The 22,298-nt window shown below is 58.8% G+C and carries 18 protein-coding genes; 8 read left to right on the forward strand and 10 right to left on the reverse strand.

The window, feature by feature from the left end:
• The first annotated feature begins 78 nt into the window (after nt 1-78).
• From WCX18_RS03460 to WCX18_RS03470, 3 genes are read left to right on the forward strand one after another with little or no spacing between them, the layout of a single operon-like run.
• Nucleotides 79-3,450, forward strand: coding sequence for a transglutaminase family protein (locus WCX18_RS03460; protein WP_345989593.1), 3,372 nt, complete (start codon nt 79-81; stop codon nt 3,448-3,450).
• Complete coding sequence (locus WCX18_RS03465; protein WP_345989595.1) at nt 3,451-5,943, forward strand: circularly permuted type 2 ATP-grasp protein; 2,493 nt, start codon at nt 3,451-3,453, stop codon at nt 5,941-5,943.
• Nucleotides 5,944-5,946: 3 nt separating this feature from the next.
• Complete coding sequence (locus WCX18_RS03470; RefSeq protein ID WP_345989598.1) at nt 5,947-6,939, forward strand: transglutaminase family protein; 993 nt, start codon at nt 5,947-5,949, stop codon at nt 6,937-6,939.
• Here the strand turns inward: WCX18_RS03470 and WCX18_RS03475 are convergent.
• The 9 genes from WCX18_RS03475 to WCX18_RS03515 form a co-directional block, all read right to left on the reverse strand.
• Nucleotides 6,936-7,868 carry a M14 family metallopeptidase gene (locus tag WCX18_RS03475; protein ID WP_345989600.1) on the reverse strand — a complete coding sequence of 311 codons (933 nt, stop codon included), beginning with the start codon at nt 7,866-7,868 and terminating at the stop codon, nt 6,936-6,938. The genes WCX18_RS03470 and WCX18_RS03475 overlap by 4 nt on opposite strands.
• The gene (locus tag WCX18_RS03480; protein WP_345989602.1) at nt 7,855-8,811 is read right to left on the reverse strand and encodes a M14 family metallopeptidase; all 957 of its coding nucleotides are present in this window, start codon (nt 8,809-8,811) and stop codon (nt 7,855-7,857) included. Before WCX18_RS03480 ends, WCX18_RS03475 begins: the two co-directional genes overlap by 14 nt.
• Nucleotides 8,812-8,813: 2 nt before the next feature.
• The gene (locus tag WCX18_RS03485) at nt 8,814-9,470 is read right to left on the reverse strand and encodes an alpha-E domain-containing protein (RefSeq protein WP_345989604.1); all 657 of its coding nucleotides are present in this window, start codon (nt 9,468-9,470) and stop codon (nt 8,814-8,816) included.
• Between the two features lies 1 nt (nt 9,471).
• Complete coding sequence (locus WCX18_RS03490) at nt 9,472-10,746, reverse strand: circularly permuted type 2 ATP-grasp protein (protein ID WP_345989607.1); 1,275 nt, start codon at nt 10,744-10,746, stop codon at nt 9,472-9,474.
• A gap of 353 nt (nt 10,747-11,099) precedes the next feature.
• Nucleotides 11,100-11,921 carry an alpha-E domain-containing protein gene (locus WCX18_RS03495; RefSeq protein WP_345989610.1) on the reverse strand — a complete coding sequence of 274 codons (822 nt, stop codon included), beginning with the start codon at nt 11,919-11,921 and terminating at the stop codon, nt 11,100-11,102.
• A gap of 266 nt (nt 11,922-12,187) precedes the next feature.
• Nucleotides 12,188-13,654 (reverse strand): SDR family oxidoreductase, encoded by a 1,467-nt coding sequence (locus WCX18_RS03500; RefSeq protein WP_345989613.1) that lies wholly within the window; start codon nt 13,652-13,654, stop codon nt 12,188-12,190.
• Between the two features lie 61 nt (nt 13,655-13,715).
• The gene (locus WCX18_RS03505) at nt 13,716-14,663 is read right to left on the reverse strand and encodes a DUF523 and DUF1722 domain-containing protein (protein ID WP_345989615.1); all 948 of its coding nucleotides are present in this window, start codon (nt 14,661-14,663) and stop codon (nt 13,716-13,718) included.
• Nucleotides 14,664-14,674: 11 nt separating this feature from the next.
• Nucleotides 14,675-15,544 (reverse strand): hypothetical protein, encoded by an 870-nt coding sequence (locus tag WCX18_RS03510; RefSeq protein ID WP_345989618.1) that lies wholly within the window; start codon nt 15,542-15,544, stop codon nt 14,675-14,677.
• 119 nt (nt 15,545-15,663) lie between these two features.
• Nucleotides 15,664-16,515 carry a DMT family transporter gene (locus WCX18_RS03515; protein WP_345989620.1) on the reverse strand — a complete coding sequence of 284 codons (852 nt, stop codon included), beginning with the start codon at nt 16,513-16,515 and terminating at the stop codon, nt 15,664-15,666.
• 150 nt (nt 16,516-16,665) lie between these two features.
• Between WCX18_RS03515 and WCX18_RS03520 the strand changes: the two genes are divergently transcribed.
• From WCX18_RS03520 to WCX18_RS03535, 4 genes are all read left to right on the forward strand, one after another.
• Nucleotides 16,666-17,523 carry a hypothetical protein gene (locus WCX18_RS03520; RefSeq protein WP_345989622.1) on the forward strand — a complete coding sequence of 286 codons (858 nt, stop codon included), beginning with the start codon at nt 16,666-16,668 and terminating at the stop codon, nt 17,521-17,523.
• Nucleotides 17,520-17,840 carry a hypothetical protein gene (locus WCX18_RS03525; RefSeq protein ID WP_345989625.1) on the forward strand — a complete coding sequence of 107 codons (321 nt, stop codon included), beginning with the start codon at nt 17,520-17,522 and terminating at the stop codon, nt 17,838-17,840. Before WCX18_RS03520 ends, WCX18_RS03525 begins: the two co-directional genes overlap by 4 nt.
• A gap of 64 nt (nt 17,841-17,904) precedes the next feature.
• Complete coding sequence (locus WCX18_RS03530) at nt 17,905-18,165, forward strand: phage baseplate assembly protein V (protein ID WP_345989627.1); 261 nt, start codon at nt 17,905-17,907, stop codon at nt 18,163-18,165.
• 28 nt (nt 18,166-18,193) lie between these two features.
• Entirely contained in the window at nt 18,194-18,646 is a 453-nt protein-coding gene (locus tag WCX18_RS03535; RefSeq protein WP_345989629.1) for a hypothetical protein, read from the forward strand.
• 28 nt (nt 18,647-18,674) lie between these two features.
• Here the strand turns inward: WCX18_RS03535 and WCX18_RS03540 are convergent, their stop codons facing one another.
• Nucleotides 18,675-20,687 carry a molybdopterin oxidoreductase family protein gene (locus WCX18_RS03540; protein ID WP_345989632.1) on the reverse strand — a complete coding sequence of 671 codons (2,013 nt, stop codon included), beginning with the start codon at nt 20,685-20,687 and terminating at the stop codon, nt 18,675-18,677.
• 186 nt (nt 20,688-20,873) lie between these two features.
• Between WCX18_RS03540 and WCX18_RS03545 the strand changes: the two genes are divergently transcribed.
• The gene (locus WCX18_RS03545) at nt 20,874-22,274 is read left to right on the forward strand and encodes a CmpA/NrtA family ABC transporter substrate-binding protein (protein WP_345989635.1); all 1,401 of its coding nucleotides are present in this window, start codon (nt 20,874-20,876) and stop codon (nt 22,272-22,274) included.
• Nucleotides 22,275-22,298 lie beyond the last annotated feature (24 nt).

Consider the following 22,298-nt stretch of genomic DNA (forward strand, 5'->3'; position numbering starts at 1 on the left):
AATAGGCGCCCTTTTCCCGAAGTTGAACCGAGAACAGTATATAATGCAGCGATATTCCTAAGATGCACAAGGAAAACCATGGCGCTCAAAGTCGTAATCTCCCACAAAACCCATTATCAGTATGACCGTTACGTGTCGCTCTCGCCGCACACCATCCGATTACGTCCCGCACCGCACAGCCGCACCCCGATCGAGGCCTACTCCCTCAAGATCAAACCGGACAACCACTTCCTCAACTGGCAGCAGGACCCGTTCGGCAACTACCTTGCCCGCGTCGTTTTCCCGGAAAAAACGAAAGAGATGAGCATCGACGTCGAGATCATTGCCGACCTGATCACCATCAACCCTTTCGACTTCTTCGTCGACGAATATGCGAAGAATTTCCCGTTCAAGTACAAAGCGGGGCTGAAAAAAGAGCTACTGCCTTATCTCGAGATCACGGACAAGGGCAAGAAACTCAAAGCGTTCATGGATTCGCTCGACCTGAAAACGGAACGCTCCATCATCGACTTCCTGGTCTACCTCAATACCGAGATCCACAAGTACCTCGACTATACGATCCGTCTTGATCCCGGCGTACAGACCTGCGAAGTGACCCTGGGCAACAAGCTGGGGAGCTGCCGCGACTACGCCTGGCTCTTCGTGCAGGTGCTGCGCCACCTGGGTCTCGCGGCGCGCTTTGTTTCGGGCTACCTCGTCCAGCTCACCGCCGACGTCAAATCCCTTGACGGTCCGAGCGGTCCCGAAGCGGACTTTACGGACCTGCACGCCTGGACGGAGGTTTTCGTCCCGGGTGCGGGATGGATCGGCCTCGATGCGACCAGCGGCCTTTTTGCCGGGGAGGGGCATATCCCCCTGGCGTGTACGCCCCATTACGACAGCGCCCACGCCATCGACGGTGCGACGGACAAGTGCGAAACGGAGTTCGATTACTCCAACACCGTCACGCGGATCTTCGAATCGCCGCGGGTGACCAAACCGTACCGCGACGAGCAGTGGGAAGCAATCTACAACCTCGGGTTCGAGGTCGACAGGGAGCTCGAAGCCAATGACGTGCGCCTCTCGATGGGGGGCGAGCCGACGTTTGTCTCCATCGACGACATGGAGTCCGAGCAGTGGAACACGGAGGCCGACGGCGAGCATAAGCGCGAACGCGCGGACGTCCTCGCCCACCGGCTGCTGGGCTCGTTCGGCAAGGGCGGGATGCTGCACTACGCCCAGGGGAAATGGTACCCGGGCGAACCGCTGCCGCGCTGGCAGAAATCGGTCATCTGGCGCAAAGACGGCAAACCGATCTGGCGCAACCCGAACCTTTTTGCGGACATGAACGCGACCTACAGCTACACGACAGAGGATGCAAAGCGCTTCCTGGAGCTGCTCTCCCTGACCCTCGGCGTCAGCGACAAAAACATCATTGAAGCGTATGAAGATCCTGTCTATTACGTCATCAAGGAGTCCGAACTTCCCATCGACGTCGACCCGACGAAGTTCGACCTGGATGACCCGCTCGAACGCCGCACCCTGGCGCAGCTGCTGCAGCAGGGGCTGGCCAACCCGGTCGGCTTCGTGCTGCCGCTGGGCTACGGCCAGACCCGTTGGATCACCTCGGCCTGGGAATTCCGCCGCGGCAACCTTTATCTGAGCGCCGGGAACTCGCCGCTGGGCCTGCGGATGCCGCTGGATTCGCTGATGGAAAAACCGCATGTGGAGCTGGCGCAGAACTTCGAGCCCGACCTTTTTGCACAGGCCCCGGCGCTGGGCGATTACCTCGACGATGCCCGGGCACGCTGCGAAGCGGTGACGCCGGAGACGACGGAGGCGAACCGCTACAACGCCTTTGTCCGCACCGCGATCAGTACGGAAGTGCGCGACGGAAAGCTCTATATCTTCCTGCCGCCGCTCAACCATACCGAGGCCTTCCTGGACCTCATGGCCTCCATCGAAGCGGTCGCGGCGAAGCTCAATGTCAAAGTCGTTCTCGAAGGGTACGAACCGGCCCACGACAACCGCATCGAGCGCATCAAAGTCACCCCGGACCCGGGCGTCATCGAAGTCAATATCCACCCGGCGAAGAACTGGAGCGAACTGACCGAAACGATGCTGGGGCTTTACGAGGATGCACGCCAGTCGCGGCTGGGGACAGAGAAGTTCATGGTCGACGGCAAGCACACGGGAACGGGCGGGGGGAACCACGTCACGATCGGGGCGATGACGCCGCATGACAGCCCGCTGCTGCGCCGCCCGGAACTGCTGCGCAGCCTCATCACCTTCTGGCAGCACCACCCGTCGCTCTCCTACCTCTTCTCCGGCGCCTTCATCGGGCCGACGTCCCAGGCGCCGCGTGTCGACGAGGGGCGGGCGGAGAACCTCTATGAGCTGGAGATCGCCTTTGCCCAGATCCCCGAAAACGGGGAGGTGCCGTACTGGCTTACCGACCGGCTCTTCCGCCATATGCTGACCGACATTACCGGCAACACCCACCGCTCCGAGTTCTGTATCGACAAGCTCTACTCGCCCGATTCGAGCACCGGACGCCTGGGGATCCTGGAGCTGCGCGGCTTCGACATGCCGCCGCATTCGCAGATGGCCCTGATGCAGATGCTGCTGGTGCGCACGCTGGTCTCGCTCTTCTGGCGCAAGCCCTACCGCCACAAGCTGGTCCGCTGGGGAACGCAGCTGCATGACAAGTTCCTGCTGGAACACTACGTCAAAGAGGATATCGCCGATATCGTCCGTTTCCTGAACGCCGAGGGTTACCCCTTCGAGCTGGACTGGTTCGACCCCTTCTTCGAGTTCCGCTTCCCGCTCTACGGCATGGCGACGGTGGAGAACGTCCACCTCGAACTCCGCGCGGCCATCGAGCCGTGGCACGTCCTGGGCGAGGAGAGCGGTTCGCAAGGGACGTCGCGCTACGTCGATTCGTCGCTTGAACGCGTCCAGGTGAAGGTGAACAACTTCGTCCCCGAACGCTACGTGCTCACCTGTAACGGGGTTGCGGTGCCGCTCAGCCCGACGGGCATCGAGGGCGAGTTCGTCGCCGGGGTCAAGTACAAGGCGTGGCAGCCGTGGTCGGCCCTGCATCCGACGATCGGGGTCGATACCCCGCTCACCTTCGACGTCGTCGACCGCTGGAACCAGCGCTCCACCGGCGGGATGACCTACTACGTCTCCCACCCCGGCGGCCGCAGCTACGACACCTTCCCGGTCAACAGCTACGAGGCGGAGTCGCGCCGTATCAACCGTTTCTGGGGCTTCAACCATACGCAGGGAAGCGTCGAAGAGGTACCGACCCATGTCGTCGAACAGGCACTCCCTTCCAACGACGGGGAGACGACGCGCAAGGTGGCCGAGAAGCATGCCGGCGACAAGATCTTTGTCTTCCAGGAGCTGCCGCGCAGTGCTGAGTACCCGCATACGCTTGACCTCAGACGGAAGTGGACCAGGGTGTAAATGGGCATTTTCGACCGATATTTTTCCGAAAGCTCCTTCGACGAGATGGTCGATGCGCAGCGGCAGTGCCGTCCGCACTGGCAGACGATCTGCGACCAGATCGAGGCGGCCGGTATTGATGGGCTGAAAGCCAAACAGGCGGAAATAGACTGGAGCCTGGAAGAGAACGGCGTCACCTATAACGTTTACGACACGCCCGACGGTGTCAGCAAGCGGCGCTGGACCCTTGACCCCATCCCCTTTGTCGTTACGCAGACGGAGTGGCAGGAGGTCGTGCGGGGGCTGCGCCAGCGTGCGAAACTCTTCGACCTGGTGCTGCGGGACCTCTACGGCGATCAGCACCTGCTGCGGCAGGGGATCCTCCCCGCCGAAGTCGTCTATGCGCACAAAGGGTATGCGCCGGAGATGTTCGGCTTCGGGACGAAAAAGGATTTCGAACTCTTCTTCTACGCGACCGATATGGCCCGCGGGCCCGACGGAAAGTTCTGGGTCGTCAATGACCGCATCCAGGCCCCATCGGGGCTCGGCTATGCCGTTGAAAACCGCCTGAGCATGAATATCATCGCCAAGTCGCTCTACCCGGGGGTGCATACCCGCCGGCTTGCGGGCTTCATCGACGAGATGAAGGCGATGATCGACCGCCTCAGCGGCGGTGACCGCTCCAAGGCGGCCCTGCTGACGCCCGGGCCGCACAACGAAACCTACTTCGAACACGCCTACCTCAGCTCTTTGCTGGAGATCAGCCTCGTGCAGGGGGAGGATATGCTGGCCAAAGACGGGGCGCTGTGGCTCAAAAACCTGAGCGGCCTGACACGGATCAACACCCTGCTGCGCCGTGTGGACGACCGCTACTGTGACCCGCTGGAACTGAAAAACGACTCGCACCTGGGGGTCGCGGGGCTCGTCGACGCGGCGCGCCGGGAGAACCTGTCGATGATCAACCCGGTCGGCAGCGGTATCTTGGAGAACCTCGGCTTCAACCCCTTTATGAAAAACATCGCGCAGTTCTTCCTCGACGAAGAGCTGATCCTGCCGCAGATCGCCACCTGGTGGTGCGGGCAGCCCGGCGAACTCGAATACGTCCTCAAGCACCTGGACAAACTGATCGTCAAGCACATCGACCGGACCGAGACGGCCCAGGTCTACGTCGGCCGAAAGATGGACGCTCCGGCGCTCGACGCCCTGCGAAAACGCCTGCAGGAGTTTCCGCACCTCTACGTGGCGCAGGAGGAGATCGGTTTCTCCACCGTGCCGTACTTTACCGGGGAGTCCGTCGAACCGCGCAACGCCGTCATCCGCTCCTACTCGTTCAAGCGGGGCAGCAAATACTGGGTGATGAACGGCGGGCTCGTGCGCGTCGCTTCGCAAAAGGACGCCTTCCTGATCTCGTCGCAGAAAGGGGGGACCAGCAAGGACCTCTGGATCGTCGGCGAGGATGAGGAGCGCGCGCCGAGCAACCCCTTCAAGCAGCTGCCGTGCATCGACGCCTCCATCGACCAGATCCCGACAAGACGCGCGGAGAACCTCTTCTGGCTCGGCCGTTACCTCTCAAGGGCGATCGTGACGACGCGCCTGATCCGCTATGCCGTCAAGCGCCTCATCAACGTCTACCGGGACGAGTCGTATGCCTCGGCGGAGTCGCAGCACCAGCTGCTGCGCGCGATCACGCATATGACGATGACCTACCCGGGCTTCCTGAACAAGAAAACTTCCGAAAAGCTGCTGGAGAACCCGATGAAAGAGATCATCTCCGTGCTCAAAGAGTACAGCCGGGTCGGATCGCTCTCCTTTACGCTGTCGATGCTTTCAGGGGCGAATATCAGCATCAAAAATCTGCTGGGCATCGAGGCGTGGAAGCTCTTTGACAAACTCCAGTGGGAGTGGCAGATCTTCTGCAGCGCCAATACCCGCATGAACCGCACCATCGTCAACGAGATGGACAAGCTGCATATCAACCTGCTGGCCTACAAGGAGCTCGTCGAGGAGAGCATGTTCCGAGAGCAGGGGCTGGTGCTTTATGATATCGGCTACCGTATCGAAAGCGTCCAGCTGCTCATCTCCAAAGCGCGCTCCCTGCTCTGTCTGCGCCAGGAGAAGGCCGCGGAGTATGAACTGCTCGAAGCGCTGCTCAACACCTGTGAGAGTTTCAACGCCTACCGCGCCCACTACCGCAGCGCCCTGCAGCTCGAGAACGTCATCGAGTTCCTGCTGCTCAACCCGCAGTACCCCAAATCGCTGACCTACCAGACGCAGAAACTGCTCTCGGACCTCAAAGACCTTCCGAAGTCCCGCACCCACCTCACCGAGTACGAGGCGCCGATCTTCCAGGCCTATTCGCGCCTCAAACTCGCCACGGCGAATGCCCTGGTCGTCTACGAGGAGTCTGACGGCGTCTACACGGAACTCGATACGCTGCTTTCGGACCTCTCCGATCTCTTTATGAAAGCATCCGACGAGTTCTCCAAAACCTATTTCTCCCACTATGACGAGTGAGCCATGATCTACGATATCTTCCACGAAACGGTCTTCCATTATCAGAGCCTGGTGACCTTCAGCCACAACATCGCCCGGCTGAAGCCCAAAGAGGGTCGGGACCAGGAGCTGCTCTCCTTCCGTCTCGACGTGGAGCCGTACGCGTCGGAGGTCCACTCCTTCGTCGATATGTTCGGCAACACCAACCACCACCTGCTGCTGCGCGAACCGCACACCTCGCTGACCGTGACCGGGCATTCGCGGGTACGGCGCAAAATCAAAGAGGCGGAACGGGCGATCGAACGGATCAAGGCGGGGGCGCCCACCTATGAAAAAGCGCTGCAGCGGCTCGCAACCTTTCACGCGAGAGACATCGCCGCCAAGCAGTTCCTTTTCGCCTCCGAGCTGATCCCCGTCGAGGTCGGCCCGATCCGCGACTATGCCCTGGCGTCGTTCCATCCAAAGCGGAGCCTCTATGAAGCGGGCGAGGAGCTGATGGGGCGCATCTTCGAAGATTTCGAGTTCAACCCCGCCTTCAGCGACCTGACGACGCCCGTGGAGACGATCTTCGAGGAGAAAAAAGGGGTCTGCCAGGATTTCGCGCACTTCGCGCTCTCCACACTGCGTTCCATCGGGCTGCCGGCACGCTATGTCAGCGGCTACATCGAGACCGTCCCGCCGAAGGGAACGGTAAAGCTGTTCGGTGTCGATGCCTCCCATGCCTGGGTATCGCTCTATGTGCCCGGCTGCGGTTGGCTAGACCTCGATCCGACGAACAACATCATCCCCCTGGAGCAGCACATCGTCATGGGGCACGGCCGGGATTACCATGACATCTCGCCGCTGAAGGGGGTCGTTCGCGGGAGCGGACAGAGCCGTCTCAGCGTCCGAGTGGACGTGCGGCGCGCACCGGCGGAGGAAGAATCGGCAGAATCCTCACAAACACAAACACAGACACAGACACAAACGCAGTCTCAGTCTCAGTCACAATCGTCTTCGCCGTCCGATCCGGTTTAATGGATCTTGGCGATGCGGTAGGCCACCGCATTCTCGAAGATCAGCGAATGCATATAGGTACAGGTGATCATCCCGTCGCAGGGGGCAAGAAAACGGTGGACGACCTCACCCTCCAGGGCATGGACGATCTTGCCGATCGTCTCATCTTTTGAGACTGTCATCCCCGGTTTTTTCGTCGGGATAAAGATCCCGCTATGGGGGCTTTGGACGACCTCGATGCGTTCGCGCGTCACCACCGTAGAATCGTACCCGTTGAAGGTCTCGTACCGGATGATGCCGCTGTTGTTCAGGAAGTTGATGAGGCTATCGAGAATAACACGGGCCGACTCGGGATCGATCAGGGGCTGGTGCGGACAGACGACGGAACACGCTTTGGAACCCCACAGCTGCCAGTTGTACTGCAGCGACACCGTTTCGATGGATTCGGGCTCGCGGTGGTGGATGATCCTGAGCCCCAGCCTGCGCGCACTCTCTATATCTTCGTAGCCGGTCTTGTAGAGCTTGACGTAGGGCAGGCAGGTGGCGAGGTCGGACCGGGTCTCGAGGATGATACCGTAGTCGTAGCCCTGGATCGCTTCAAAGAGCTTGTGCGCGATGCGCTGCGTCGTTTCTCCCAGGCCGTACCCGGGGAACATCATGTTGATGTCGGTCTTGTCCAGGGGCCAGAAACGCTCGTTGATATTGAGTGCGTAGTGGTTGACGGAGGGGATGACGAGGATGTCGCCGAGGATCTTCCCGGTACCAAGTTTGTTGCGCAGGAAGTCGACGAGTTTCGAAGCGCTGTAAAGCGGCAGGGTCGTCGCCCCCTCCATGGCGCCGACGACGGCGACGCTCGGGGCCTCGGGGTCGCTGCCTTCGAAGAGGTAGCCCTCGACGAGCATCGGTGCGCGGCTGAGGGACTCGAGCTTCAGGATCTCAATTTTTTTCATCGCTCTCTCCGAAAATCCGTGCGAGCAGGGACCCCTCGTAGACGACGGGGTACTCGCGCAGGGTGAACAATACGCCGCCGTTTGGGGCGTAGAGGGATTCGCGTACCGTGCCGCTGAGCGGGTCGACGATATCGCCGATCCACTGTCCCGTTTCGATCACATCGCAGTGGTCGAGGGCCGGGACGAAGAGGCCCGCGGCGGGGGCGTTGATGTAAAAGACGTCCCCGACTTCGGAGGTGAACGATTCGCGGACCTTGAACTCCGTCAGGGTTTCGATGATCCCCTCCTCACGCATCAGGTTCAGGATGCCGCGCAGCAGCTGGCGTCCGTAGGCTTTTGTGAGGCGCATGCCGACGCCCATCTCGACAACGAGGGTTTTCGTGCCGCGGGAGTTCATGGTGTGCGAGAAGGTCGCCTCGAGCACCGTGACCGCGTCATGGATCCAGATGAAGTCGCAGTTGAGCTGTTTGGCCAGCGGGAGCGTCGCGTCCGAGAACTCTTTGTTAATGCGGATCTGCGGGATCTCGCGCAGAAAGATATTGGAGGAGTGGATGTCGATGGCGATATCGCTGCCTTCGACATCCTCGGCCAGGGCATGGACCAGCTGTGCCGGCAGAAAATCGTTGCGCGCCCCCGGGAAGGCGCGGTTGAGGTCGATTTCGTAGAGGGGAAAGCCGCGGATGATCGTATCGACCCCCAGGGAATTGACGGCCGGGTAGAGGTCCACGGTTCCCCGCAATGCTTCGGGGTGGTCGCGCAGCCACGCGGCCAGCAGGTAGATGACGAGCTGCCCTTCGAGTTCGTCGCCGTGGATGCCGCTGACGATGCTGATGCGCTTGGCATCGGCATCGGGTTTTTCCGGTGCAAAACGGGCGCGCTGGATGCGCAGCGTTTCCCCTACCGGAAGTTCGGAGGAGAAGATTTCGGTGATTTCGGGGGTCATTTTCAGTAGACGACCAGCTCGTCGATCAGGGCGTTGATGGCGTCGAGGTTGGCTTCTTCGTCCGTGCGGGAGATGGCCAGCTTGGCCTCGGGCGCAATTTTCTGCGCCGTCTGGAGGATGGTGTTGAGGTACTCGATGGGTTCTTCACCGTCCTTGCCGTGGCGCAGGTGAAGATCGACCTTCTCGATCAGTTTGCCCAGGCGGACAAAGTGGTCGCTTTTGGTGCGGATCAGTCCACGGTTCATGCTGCCCCAGATCTCGTTGATGAGCGAGAGGGCGTCATCGACAAAGCGGTAGTCGACGTAGACGGCGCTTTTGGACGCATGGTCGAAGAGCTCGGCGAGGTGGATCGTCTCTCCGAAGGCGTCGGTGTCGATGTAGGCCCGGGAGATGATCGCATTTTCGCGGGCGAAACGCATGATCTCCGCCAGGTTCGAGGGGTGATCGCCGAAGATGGCGTTGTCGAGGAACTGGGAGGCGTTGGCGTACTCGAGATCGATCTCGAGCTTCTCGAAATAGCGCTTTCCGGCGTCCACGTCCGTGTCGATGACGCAGTCGAAGATCTGGATGACATCGACGAGGGTGCTCTCGACCCGCTCCAGGTGGCGTCCGAACCAGTAGAGATTGGTGGCGACGTTTGTACTCAGCAGTTGATCCATCTTAGAGCTCCATTACCCAGGTGTCTTTGAAGCCGCCGCCCTGCGACGAGTTGACGAGGTAGTTGCCCGCCTCCATCGCATAGCGCGTCAGCCCGCACTCCCAGACGTTGATCTTCTCGCCCATCACGACGTAGGCGCGGAAGTCCGCCTTGCGGGGGCTCAGTTCCCCCTTGATGAGACACTCTTCGTCGTAGAACTCGACGAGCTCCTGTGCGATAAAGCGGCGCGGGTTGGCTTCGATGATCGTCTTGAGGTCTTCAAGCTGGATCTTCGACATGGCGTGCCCGAACATGACGCCGTAGCCGCCGGCTTCCGCGACATCCTTGACGACGAGTTTGTCGATGTTGTCGAAGATGTACTTCTTGTCCTTTTCGAAATAGGGCAGGTAGGTCGGTGCGTTGTGCATGATGGGCTCTTCGCCCAGGTAGTACTTGATCATCTGCGGCACGAAGTAGTATATTCCTTTGTCGTCTGCCACGCCGTTGCCGACGGCATTCATGATCGCGACGTTGCCCGCGAGGTACGCTTCGATGATGCCCGGCACGCCGATGAGGCTTTCGGGGTTGAAGAACTTGGGGTCGAGGAATTCGTCGTCCAGGCGGCGGTAGACCGCCCCGACGCGGATGCGGCGGCCGTCGTAGTTCTTGAAGTAGAGGACCTTGTTCTCCACGACCAGTTCGGCGGCGCGGACCAGTTCGGCCCCGATCTGGCCGGCGAGGTAGCTGTGCTCATAGTAGGCGGAGTTGTAGCGGCCCGGGGTCAGGACGACGTTGATACCGCCGGTATTGACGTGATCCATCGCATTGCGCAGGTACGACGAGTACTGCTTGATCGGTTCGATCTTGAGCTCCTCGAAGAACTCCGGGTAGATCTTGCGGTAGGTGTCGCGGATGGAGAGGGGGTAGCTCGCCCCGCTGGGAACGCGCAGGTTGTCCTCGAGGATGACCCATTCGTCGCTCTGGGTATCCTTGACGAGGTCGATCCCGTTGATATGGGTCCGGATCTTCTGCGAAGGGGAGAAACCGACGAACTCCTTGAGGTACCCTTTGGCCTGGTGGATGAAGGCTTCGGGAATAACGCCGTCCTTGACGATCTTCGCCTCGGTATAGAGGTCTTCCAGGAAGAGGTTCAGGGCCGTGATGCGCTGCTCGAGGCCGCGCTGCATCTTGCCGAACTCCTGCTTGGAGATAATGCGGGGGATGACATCAAAGGGCAGTGATCGTTCGATGAAGTTGCCGTCTTTGTAGAGATTGAAATTGACAGCGAACTTGTCCATATAGCGCTGAAACTCTTCGACTTTCTGTCGATCCTGCCGGGAAAAAATTTCCCAGAACTTTTCGTGTAGTTTTCCGGTTTCTTCTATCAATGTATCTCCCTTGATGCTTTTATGCGAACATCACTCCATTCCGTGGAACCACGGTGCCAAGGGTGGTGTGGGTATAAAAGATCATATTGCATGTTCTATGAGAAAATGCTTTTATTCTGTGTTTTTGTGATTTTGTTTTTTCGTCAATCCACGGCGGGCTAACCGCCCCGGTCCGTCGACTTGATGAACAGGCGTTCTTTCGGGCTGACCCGGAGCCCGTTTCCGGCGGCACAAGGGTAATAGTCGGTGCGTTTCCCCTGCATCTATGCCACTACCAGATTGTCGAAGAGGTCGTTGATGGCATCGAGGTTTGCTTCGTCGTCTTTTTCGTCGATGGGCATCTCAGCCTCGGGCGCGATGCGCTGTGCGGTGATGAGGATATTGTGCAGGTAGACGACGGATTCGTTCCCGTCCTTGCCGTGGCGGAGGTGCAGGTCGACCTTTTCGATCAGCTTGCCCAACCGGATGAACTGGTCGCTTTTGCGCCGCAGCAGACCGCGGGCCATGATCCCCCAGATCTCGTTGATGAGCGAGAGCGCATCGCCGATGAAGCGGTAGTCGACCTTGGCGTCGGTTTTGGCCGAGGTGTTGAGGAGGTTGAAGAGCCTGATCGCCTCTCCGAAGGCTTCAGTGTCGAGATAGGGGCGGCAGATGATGGCGTTTTCACGGGCGCTGCTCATAATACGGGCGAGGTTGGCGGGATGGTCGCCGAAGACGGCCTGCTGCAGGAAGTCCTGGGCATTCTTGTACTGCAGTTCGATGCCGAGCTGTTCGAAATAGCGTACGCCCGCCTCTTTGTCGGTGTCGATGACTTTGTTAAAGAGTTCCAGCACGTCGATCAGGGTCGTTTCGACCCGCTGGAGGTGGCGGCCAAACCAGTAGAGGTTGGTGGCGACGTAGGTGGTAAGCAGCTGGTGCTTATGGCTGTTCTGGGGCCAGGTTTCGACGAATTTGATGCTCGGGTACTGCCGGTAGTCGGCATAGCCGTTGAGGTAGTCGCGGAGCCTCTTGAAAAGCGTTACGGCATTGAAGGTCCAGATATGTTTCGGGTCTCTGTCGACCGGGGGTACATGTACTGCGTTCATAGTGCGCCTCCTGCTGTGACAGCGGGTTGAGTCCGGCTCAAACACGGTTTCGAGCGTATATTTTGACCATTATAGAACGGCAAATGAAGGGGAGGGGTAATTGTCTGATTAACTTTTGAACAAAAAGCTCTTTTTTAGCATGAAGTATTGGAAAATTCACAGAAACAAACTGTAAAATCAGACGAAAACGCGGAAGGGAATGGCCATCGGCCCGCGAAGGGTTGGATGAGGCAACGCACCCGGCAGGCGGTGCTACAACATATGTTTTACGCTTGGGGCTGAACGTCTTCAAAGCGCTCGGCGCGGTTGTGGACCGATCGGATCATATCGCGGAAAACGAGAAAATGCAGGGGGATGAGCAGGTACCAGTACAGACGCCCCCACACCCCCTTCGGAATGAAGTAGGCGCTCTGCACGAGGCGGTCGCCGTCGATCCTGAACTCCAGCCATGCTTTGCCGGGGAGTTTCATCTGCGCAAAGAGCAGCAGCCTTTCGTCCGGCACGACATCGACGACCTTCCAGAAGTCGAGGCTGTCGCCGATGCGGAGTTCATTCTGCGACCGGCGGCCCCGGTTCAGCCCGGCGCCGCCGGCCAGATTGTCGAAGAAGCCCCGCACCCTCCAGAGCGGGTCGTAGGCGAACCAGCCGTTCTGCCCCCCGATGGCGCAGACGCTTTTGAAGAGGGCCGGAGCCGTACGGTTCCCCAGCGGCAGGGTCTTGCGGTCGACGAAAACGGCGTCGGCGATCGAACGGCCGTGGTCGGTTTCCCAGACGTCGCCGCCGCGGTCGCTCCAGCGGCTGAGTACCTGGTTCTCCTCGGCCTCCTTGAGCGCCCCGGCGACGGCGCTTTTGAACGGGGCCGGCCGGATCGCCGGGAAGAGCCGTGCGGCGTTGTCGTTCTGCACGACGACTTCGGAACCGAGTCCCTCGATCAGGGAACGCGCCACGCCGTAGGGCACGGGCGTGAAGAGGTTCAACCAGTACGAGGAGAGGGTGACGGAGAGAAAGGGGACCGGGAGGATCAGGCGCTTCAGTCCCATCACGCCGGCGCATTGGCGCATCATCTCCCCGTAGGAGAGGACCTCCGCCCCGATGTCTACCCTGAGGCTGCCCGTGATCGCGGGGCTGCGGGCGGCGTCGAGGTAGGCGATGACGTCGTTGACGCCGATGGGCTGGGCGCGGGTACTGACCCATTTGGGCGTGATCATGACGGGGAGTTTCTGGATAAGGTTCCGGATGATCTCGAAGCTCGCGCTCCCCGACCCGATGATGACACCGGCGCGGAACCAGAGCACGTCGATCTTGCCGGGGCGGGCCGAGAGGAGCTCCCCGGTCTCGATCCGGCTGAGCAGGTGTTCGCTCGTGCCCGCCGTCTTGACGCCGAGGCCCCCGAGGTAGACGATTTTTTTCACCCCGGCCCGCAAAGCGGCGTCGCGGAAATTGACGGCGCTGGTGCGGTCCTTCTCGGCAAAATCACCGCTGCCCAGGGAGTGGATGAGGTAGTAGGCGACGTCTATTCCTTCCATGGCCTGTGCGAGCGCTTCGGGCGTGAAGGTGCTTCCCTGGATGACCTCGGCGCGTGCGCGTACCGCGCTTCCGAGGGCGTCGGGGTTGCGCACCAGCAGGCGTAAAGAGACGTTGGGGTCTTCCAGCAGCAGCCGCTTCAGCCGCCGCCCGATATACCCCGTGGCCCCGGTCAGAAGAATGCGTTGCTTTGGTGTATCTGTTTTCATAATATTTATTGTAGCACCGATTGGCATCAACCGGAGGCTTCAAGTGACTGCGGTCAGTGTCTCAGCGGCTGCTCTCTAGGTACGAACGCAGCGCCATGGATTTGGGGTAGGGGTCGAGGAAGGTCTGCTTCAGGAGGTAGTCTACCCCGTACTTCGCGGCCAGGAACCGGATGGTGCTGACCGGCGTCATCAGGGTCAGCAGTTTGGCGGCGTAGTCGTCGATCTGTTCATGCAGCATCGCTTTTTCGGCGGGGGTGAGAAGGCGCTTGAAGAAACCGGCCATATGCTCGAGGACGTTGCGGGTGCGCCGCAGGGAGCTTTTTTCGGCGATGGCGCTCTTGAAGAGGTACTCATAGGTCTGCATCACCTCCGCCGGCGTTCTGTTCTCGGCGTTGGCGACGACGCGTCCCATCTGCCGGTAGAGGGCTTCGTCCTTGGCCTGCAGCAGAAACTTGTTGACGGTGTGGAAGCGGACGAGGTCGTGCATGCCCCGGCATTCGGCTTTCATCCGTTCGAAAGCGTCGTAGGCGAAGAGCTGCATGATGAAGTTCTCCCGCAGCCATGCGTCCTGCAGTCGGGCCTCCTCCTCCATCGGCAGCAGGGGGAAGGCCTCTTTGCACCGCTGTACGAACAGACCGTCGTGCTTGCCGTCGCTGTGGCCGTTGGGCAGATGCATCTTCGCGCTGCCGAAGCCGCAGCTGGGCGATTTGGCCTTGAAGATGATACCGGTGAGCGGTGCCCCGCGGAGACGGTCGAGTTCCGTCTGCACGCTTTCGGCGAGCGCAGCCGTGACATCACCGCCTGTTTTGTTCGAAAGGACGTAGGCATGGGTGTCGTCGTGGACGAGCCTGATCGAGGGGCGCGGGGTGCCGAAGGCGAGGTGTTCCGGGCAGAACGGCACGAAGGTTGCGTACTCCGCGAGCGATTCGGTCAGAAAACGGAAGTGCTTGTGGCCGCCGTCAAAACGGACTTTTTCGCCGAGCAGACAGGCAGAAACGGCAATGGTCATGGAAGCTCCTTTCAGCGGAAGATATAGGTCAGTTTGAACATCAGCCCCGCAGAGGGTTTGATGCGGTAGCTCTCCAGGGCGTCGGCCGCATGGTCGTAGAGGTGGATTTCGCGCCTGAAAGCGTAGAGCAGGTCGCTGCTGAACTCCCACTGCTCCGCCGCGCTCAGGCGCACCCCGGTGCTCAGCTGGTAGTCCTGGGCTTCCAGGTAGCCCCTGGGTTCGATGCCGCTGTCGTCTGCGAGCCTTATGACGGCCTGCGAAAAGAGGAACCCGGCCCGCAGCAACACGCCGGGGGCGACATGGTACCCGGCAAAGGCGCGCGGGAAACCGACGACGGCGGTAAACCCGTCGTCGGCACGGGCGCGGTAGCTGTAGCCGATGACAGGGAGGGCGAGGGTCGTGATGGGGTGGTAGTTGACGAAGGCCCCCATCTGCAGCGAGTGGTCATGGTCGATCTTGTATGCGAAAAAGCCGAAGATCCCCCCGCCCAGGGCATTGCCGTCGAGCTCGCGTTCGTAGGTGGCGTTCATGTTCACCGAGAGGAGCATGTTCCAGTGCGGGTCCAGGCGCTGAAAGAAGTTGCCGAAAACCCTGAACTGGTTCATCTGTTCGATGGGGGCTTTTCCCCGGTAAAACGGGAGGGACGCTTCATCTTTCCAGCTGAAACGCCACCGCGCATAGTTGATGCCGCCGAAGGCGTTGTTGATCTTGACGTTGTACTTGCCCGTGCTTACCTTGGCGTCATAGCCGGCGATGCCGCTCTCGGCAAGCCGTACGGCTTCGAGGGAGAGCTTCGGCTGGACCATCTTTTCGAGCAGGGAAGGACGCTCCTGGGCAGCGAGGGATGCGACCATGACAAAGAGCAGGAAAAGCATCGGCATCCGCATCCTTTCACAGGGGAGATAAAGGAGGGTATACCAACTATCTTTAAACTCTGCGAAGCGGCAGGCGTCTATGCTGCTTCTTTAGCCGGACTTTTGTTCCGGCAGGGCGCGGGGCCTCAGCGTTTGCGGGCGTTGATGAAGTAGACGGCGGCGGTGCTGACGGCACCCCCCGCCACGAGCCAGAAGGAGGGGCGTTCGCCCAGCAGCAGGAAACTGGCCGCCAGGGCGGTCAGCGGGACGAGGAACATATAGCTTCCGGCCCTGGCCGAGCCGATCTTGCCCGCCGCGACAAAGTAGATGGTCGAGGCCACCGTCTGTCCCATGATGGCCAGAAAGAGCAGCCCCGTCCAGAAACGCCAGTCCTGGTCCAGCACCGTGCCCAGCCCCGCAGGCAGCGCCGGAACGAGCGCGATGGGCACCGCGAAAACCGCCAGCCAGAAGTTGAAATGGATGGGCTCCATCTCCGTGTGCGACTGCTGCCCCAGCAGGGTGAGTACGGCCCAGACAATCGCGCTGCCGATAAAGAAGACGTTGCCGCTGTGCAGAAGGTCGGCGTGCCACACCTCCAGCATCAGCATCCCGCCGAACAGCCCGACGCCGAGGCCGAGCAGCTGCGGCGGGGTGACGCGGGTGCGGAACACAAGCAGTGCGAGCAGGGCGGTGAGGATGGGGCTGGCCACGGTAATGATGACCCCGCCCGCCCCGGCGCTGCCCGTCTGCACACCCCAGAAGGCAAAGTACATAAAGGCGACGTTGAGCGCGCCCGCGGCGATGGAGAAGCGCAGCGTCCGGCGGTTGAGGCGCAGCGGCTTGCGCCGCCAGTAGAGGATGGGCAGGAAGGAAACCGCCATGATGGCGAAGCGCAGAAAGGTGACCGTCTCGACCGGGACGGCAGTATCCGTCACGACCTTGAGCGCGGGCCAGCCGATGCCCCACAACACCATCGCCAGTACGATCCAACCCGCCATTCTATTTCCCTGCTGAAAATTTCGGGAATTATACTCCGATAATGGCACGATGTGAGATTTCAATGATTTCTATTTGCTACTCTGCTATCATGGTTTTTGATCGAAATATATGATTGATCTTGTTAAACGTTAGACATACAAAGCAGAGGCATGAAAACAGAAGATATTGAAATATTAGTACAGCTTTATTTTGAAGGTATAAAAACTTACAAAGAAGCCTGCGATTTCATTTTGAAACAAGATACTAAAATCAATAATGAACTGTTTCTTCTTCTGCTGGCTATATCAGATTCAATGGAATCTTTAGCCATATTAAGTCGTTACAATAAAATGCGTGACTGCTATGTGACTTCAAGAGTTATATATGAAACTATTTTAAATGTCCTAACCATTTTGTCTACGAACTTTGAGGCTATGGATGAAATGATGCAATACACGCAAGATGAAATTGCAAAAGAACCGGCTCGTTCCATAGCTACAGATAGCGAAGCAGTTTTTTTTACATTCGATGGGAATAATCACTCTGTTGGCTTCGCAAAACACAATCCAATTAAATCAAAAAATCCACGTTCTTGGACAAAGCATAATATTCCGAATCAAATAAACTTAATTGACAAGAAATATGGAAAAGTAGCTTCACGCTCTTTACAAGTAGCTCATTTGACAATTTATAGAACGGCATCAAATATTGCACATGGGACTTTATACGGTATGTTGCAAGCAATGGGTTTAATTCATGGGAAAGAAATTAAATCATTTACAGATACGAGTATGATTGAGCACAATCAACAAGTTATTGCTACCTTGCTTTTAACAACATTACAGAGTACTTACTCATTAATATATGCATTGGACAAAGAAATAGGACTAGAGCAATTTGAAAAGGGATTTTATGAGACTCTTGGCCAGTTAATCCACGAAGGACAAAAAAGATTGTCTAACAAATCAAAGGAGACCAATCAAACGTCATACTTTACAAAAGAAGATTTAGAAAGGAAAAAATCATGAGCAGTGAGACCCCGATCATCAGGCTGTTTTTCGCAAAAATGAAAACGGCGTTTTTTGAGCTTTCAGAAGCAGAGAGGGCGGCTTTCATGGCAAAAGATAGGGCAAACCTTGACAGCCTGGGGATGAAAGCGGTCTCGATGATAGACTGCAGCAGTACGGATGAGAAGTGGGACTACATCGGGGTGGAGAGCTGGCCGTCCATGGATGCGGTCAAGCAGCGTGAAGTGTTCGAGAATGAGGAACTCCATATCTCCGACTATGTCGACTATGAGGTCCACATGGGGATTGAGCAGTCATTTGAAAACTATGGAAAATGATCAAAGGGAACAGTCAAAATCCGTGGGACAAATCAATGGATTTGATACGAAAGGATGAAACACGATGAACACTCGGTTTTTCGGCGTATATCGCGGGATCGTTTTGGACAAAAAAGACTCGCAAAACAGGAAAAGACTCGCGGTGCGTATTCCCGATGTGTCGGCGGAAATAGAGCAGTGGGCGGAGCCGTGTATTCCGAGGGGTTCACGGCAGATGCCGAAAGTAGGCGATGCCGTCTGGGTGATGTTTGAAGCGGGAGACCCCTCACGCCCGGTCTGGATCGGTACACTCTTCGGCAATGGGATGCCCCAGGACCCGCTATAGTCGTCATGCATGCGTGAAGGATTCCGATATGACGATAAAAGACTCCGGCAACAGTGAGAAGAATGTAAGGATGGTGGCGGTGGGCCTGCTGCTTGCCGTCATAGGCCTCGTGGCCTTCAAAGACCTTTTACACGCACGGGCCGACAGGGTCCTGCCGTCGGCGCTGTTCATACTCTCCTATCTCGGACTCCCCATACTTTTTGTCGGTGCCGTCACCATATTCAGAGGGATGGGATGGCTGAAGGGCCGGGGATTCGCACGAACCCTTTTGAGCATAGGAATTGCGATGCTGGCAGTGGGGGGCTTCCCCTGGGTCTATACCGACCTGCTGGTCGGCGGCCGTCCGGGCAACGAAGCATCCGGAATGCTCGGGACGATCCTCTTTATCCTTGTCGGAGTGCCGGGATTGGTCGTCACGGTCACGGCACTGGTACTCAGATCGCGGCAGCTCAAAAAAGAAAATCGCAGTCAGGATAGTTGAGACGCAGCAGCCCTGGCCGTTCTTGATGTCACCCCGCCCACTTCTCCAGCTTCGCCGCGTTGTGGTTGTAATCGGGCTCTTTTGACTCCGGGTCGAGGAGGTCGTTGGTGAGGTAGTTGATCCGGCGGTCGGTGACGGGGACGAAGAGGGTCTTTTCGCGGATGTTCTCCGTCACCTTCGCCTCGAAGACGAGCGAACCCCTCGCCGTCGTCACCTTGACCTTGTCACCGTCGGCGATGCCCGCGCTCTGCGCGTCTTCGCTGTTGATCTCGATGTAGCTCAGCGGCTTGTGTTTGAGCAGCCGGTCGACGAAGGCGGTTTTCGTGCCGCTGTGCCACTGGTCGCGGGTCCGCCCGGTCGTGAGCAGGTAGGGGAACTCCAGCGATGTGTTTTCGCTGCGGCGTTCATTCTGCACGTAGATGAGGTTCGCCTTGCCGTCGGGGGTGAGGAATTCGTTGTTGTCAAAGAGCCCTTCGCCCCAGACGTAGCCGCCGTTTTTGAGGCTGGCGGCATCGACGCCGCTGATGTCCATGTGCCCCTTCGGGCTGAGGGCCGTCATGCGGCGGTATTCGTCCCAGACCGCTTCGGCGTTAGGGTAGTCGAAGGCGCGCACGAAGCCCATGGCCCGCCCGATCATCGTAAAGATCTCCCAGTCGGGTTTGCAGTCGATGCTGCGGCGCGTCAGCCGCTCCTGGCGGGTGATGCTGCGGTCCATGTTGGTCTGCGTCCCCTCTTTTTCGCCCCAGGGGGCCGCCGGCAGGCGCAGGTGGGCGAAGGGTTTCGTTTCGCTGTCGTCGTAGGCGTTGATCTCGACGATAAAGGGCACCTTTTTGAGGGCCGCCTCGACCCGTTTGCGGTTGGGAAGGTGGTAGACGGGGTCGGTGTGGCAGATGATAAGGACGTCCAGTTCGCGCCGTTCGGCCGCTTCAATCATCTCGAAGGCCGTCAGTCCCGGCGCGGGGGCGATGTTCTGCGTGCCCCAGAATTCGCTCACCTTGGCGATGGACTCCTCGTTAAAGTCCAGGTGCACGGCGAGGGTCGTCGCCAGCCCCCCGACCTCGCGGCCCCCCATTGCGTTGGGCTGGCCGGTCAGGGAGAAGGGGCCGTTGCCGGGGCGGTTGATCTTGCCGGTAAGCAGGTGGAGGTTGATGAGCGCGAGGTTCTTGTCGACCCCCTGCGCGCTCTGGTTCAGCCCCATCGTCCAGGCGGAGATGACGTTTTCGCTTTCGTAAAAGAGTTCCATAAAGGCTTCGAACGCCTCTTCTTCCAGCCCGCACCGCTTGAGCAGCTTCTTGGTCGGGACCTTCTTGATCTTTTTGAGGTAGGCGTCAAAGCCGTTGACATGCGCGTCGAGGAAGGCGTTGTCGGTCTTGCCGTCGTCGACGATGCGGCGCGCGACGAGGCTGAGGAAGTCGATGTCGGTGCCGACGCGGATGGGGAGGTGGAGATCCGCCTGCTCGGCGGTTTCCGTACGGCGCGGGTCGATGACGACGGTTTTGAGCCCCTCTTTTTTCGCTTTCTTGATCTTGTTGTTAAAGACGACGTGCGCCTCTGCGGGGTTCGCCCCGATCATGATGAGCAGGTCGCAGTGCTCGATCTCCTCCATCCGCACGGGGACGTAGTCGGCGCCGAAGACTTTCTTGTGGGCGACGACGGCGCTGGCCATGCAGGTGCGCGAGTTGGTGTCGACGTTGTTCGTCCCCAGGAACCCCTTGCCGAGCTTGTTGGCGACGTAGTAGTCCTCGGTGAGCATCTGGCCCGAGAGGTAGAAGCCGATCCGCTCGGGGGAGGTGGAGCGGATGTTGTGGACGATCGTCTCGATGGCCATCTCCCAGGAGATATCCGTAAAGTCTTCGTAGGCTTTGCGAAGCTTGGGGCGCAGCAGCCGAGTCGGTGTCTCGATGGTATGAAGCTCGCTGGCCCCCTTCGAGCAGACGAGCCCCTCGTTGACAGGGTAATCGATGTCGCCGACAAGGCGCCGGGTGTCGTACTCGATGCCGCAGCCCACTCCGCAGTATCCGCAGACGGATTTGATTTTCATAACAAACCTTTCTCTATATATAGGGGTCGATATTTCGTTGTTGCTGACGTATTATGACATGCTTTGCTAAGAAAATATTAAGATTATTGTATAAAAAACATACAAATAAATAGTTAAATTCATCCCTATAGCATGCCATAATGGTGCAACCGAAACAGAGTTTCAAAAAAAATAAAGGTTAAAGCAATGAAAAGTGCATCTGGATTGAAAGGTTTGACACTGGCCGGACTCGCCCTCGGGCTGGCGGCGACGACGCTGATGGCAGCAGTCGAAAAGAAGAAGCTGACCATCGGATTTATTGCGCTGACGGACTGTGCTCCTATCGTCATCGCGGAGGAGAAGGGTTTTTTTGACAAGTACGGCCTGGACGTCCACGTCGTCAAAGAGGGCGGCGGTTGGCCGGGGATCCAGCAGAAGGTGATCAACGGCGAGTACGACTTCTCGCACGCCCTGGCGGGGATGCCGATCGCGGCGACGCTGGGCATCAACGGTGATGCGAACCTGGTCGCGCTGCTGAGCCTCGATTTCAACGGCAACGGCATCACCTTCGGCAACAACATCATGAAGCAGATGAAAAAGTACGGCATGGATGACAAGAAACGCCCGCTGGGCTCCGAGTCGCTGAAAAAGTACATCGACGCCAAGCATGCGAAAGAGGGCGGCAAGTACAAGCCGCTCGACTTCGGTATGGTCCACCCGGTCTCCACGCACAACTACGAACTGCGCTACTGGATGGCGACGTCGGGCATCGACCCGGATGCCGATGCGACGATCAAACCTTTCCCGCCGCCGACGATGCCGAGCAACCTCATTGCCGGGAACATCGAAGGATACTGCGTCGGGGAGCCGTGGAACGAACGCGTCGTTTTGAAAAAGAAGGGCTCCACCCTGGTCACGAACTATGACATCTGGAACAACAACCCCGAGAAGGTGCTGCAGGCCCGCGCGGATTTCGTGGAGAAGAACCCGGAGACGACCAAGGCGGTCATGAAGGCGATCATCGAAGCGCAGATGTGGCTGGATGAAAGCTGGGAACACCGCAAAGAGGCGGCGAAGATCCTCAGCAAGCCCAACTACGTCAAGGCGCCTGTCGACGTGCTTGAAAAGTCGATGACGGGGACCTTCCAGTACCTCAAGGGGCAGGACTCCGAGCCCAACCCGATGTTCAACGTCTTTGCCAACTACTATGCGGCGTACCCTTTTTACAGCCACGGCATGTGGTTCATCACGCAGATGTACCGCTGGGGCCAGCTGGAGCAGCCTGTCGACATGAAAGCGGTCATCGAGAAGACCTACCGCCCCGACCTCTTTGAGATCGCGGCCAAAGAGGTGGGCTATGCGCTGCCGCCGAGCCCGTGGAAAAAAGACGGGGTGGACAAGTACAACATGTTCATGGACGGCAAGGTGTTCGACCCGAACAAGGCGGTGGAGTACATCTACAGCTTCAAAGTGACGCATCCGAAAGTCGGCGAGGCCGAACTCAAGGCGGTCAACGGCTGGGAGGGGAGCCTCAAGACGGCGCAGCCCGACTATGTCTGCCCGTACGGTCCCGCCGGCTGTGCCGACCCGAAATACGTCACCGAATAAGTCCGGCCGTTTGTGCTGAAAACA

The sequence above is a fragment of the Sulfurimonas sp. HSL1-2 genome (assembly GCF_039645565.1).
In the GTDB taxonomy this organism is placed as follows: Bacteria; Campylobacterota; Campylobacteria; order Campylobacterales; family Sulfurimonadaceae; genus Thiomicrolovo; species Thiomicrolovo zhangzhouensis.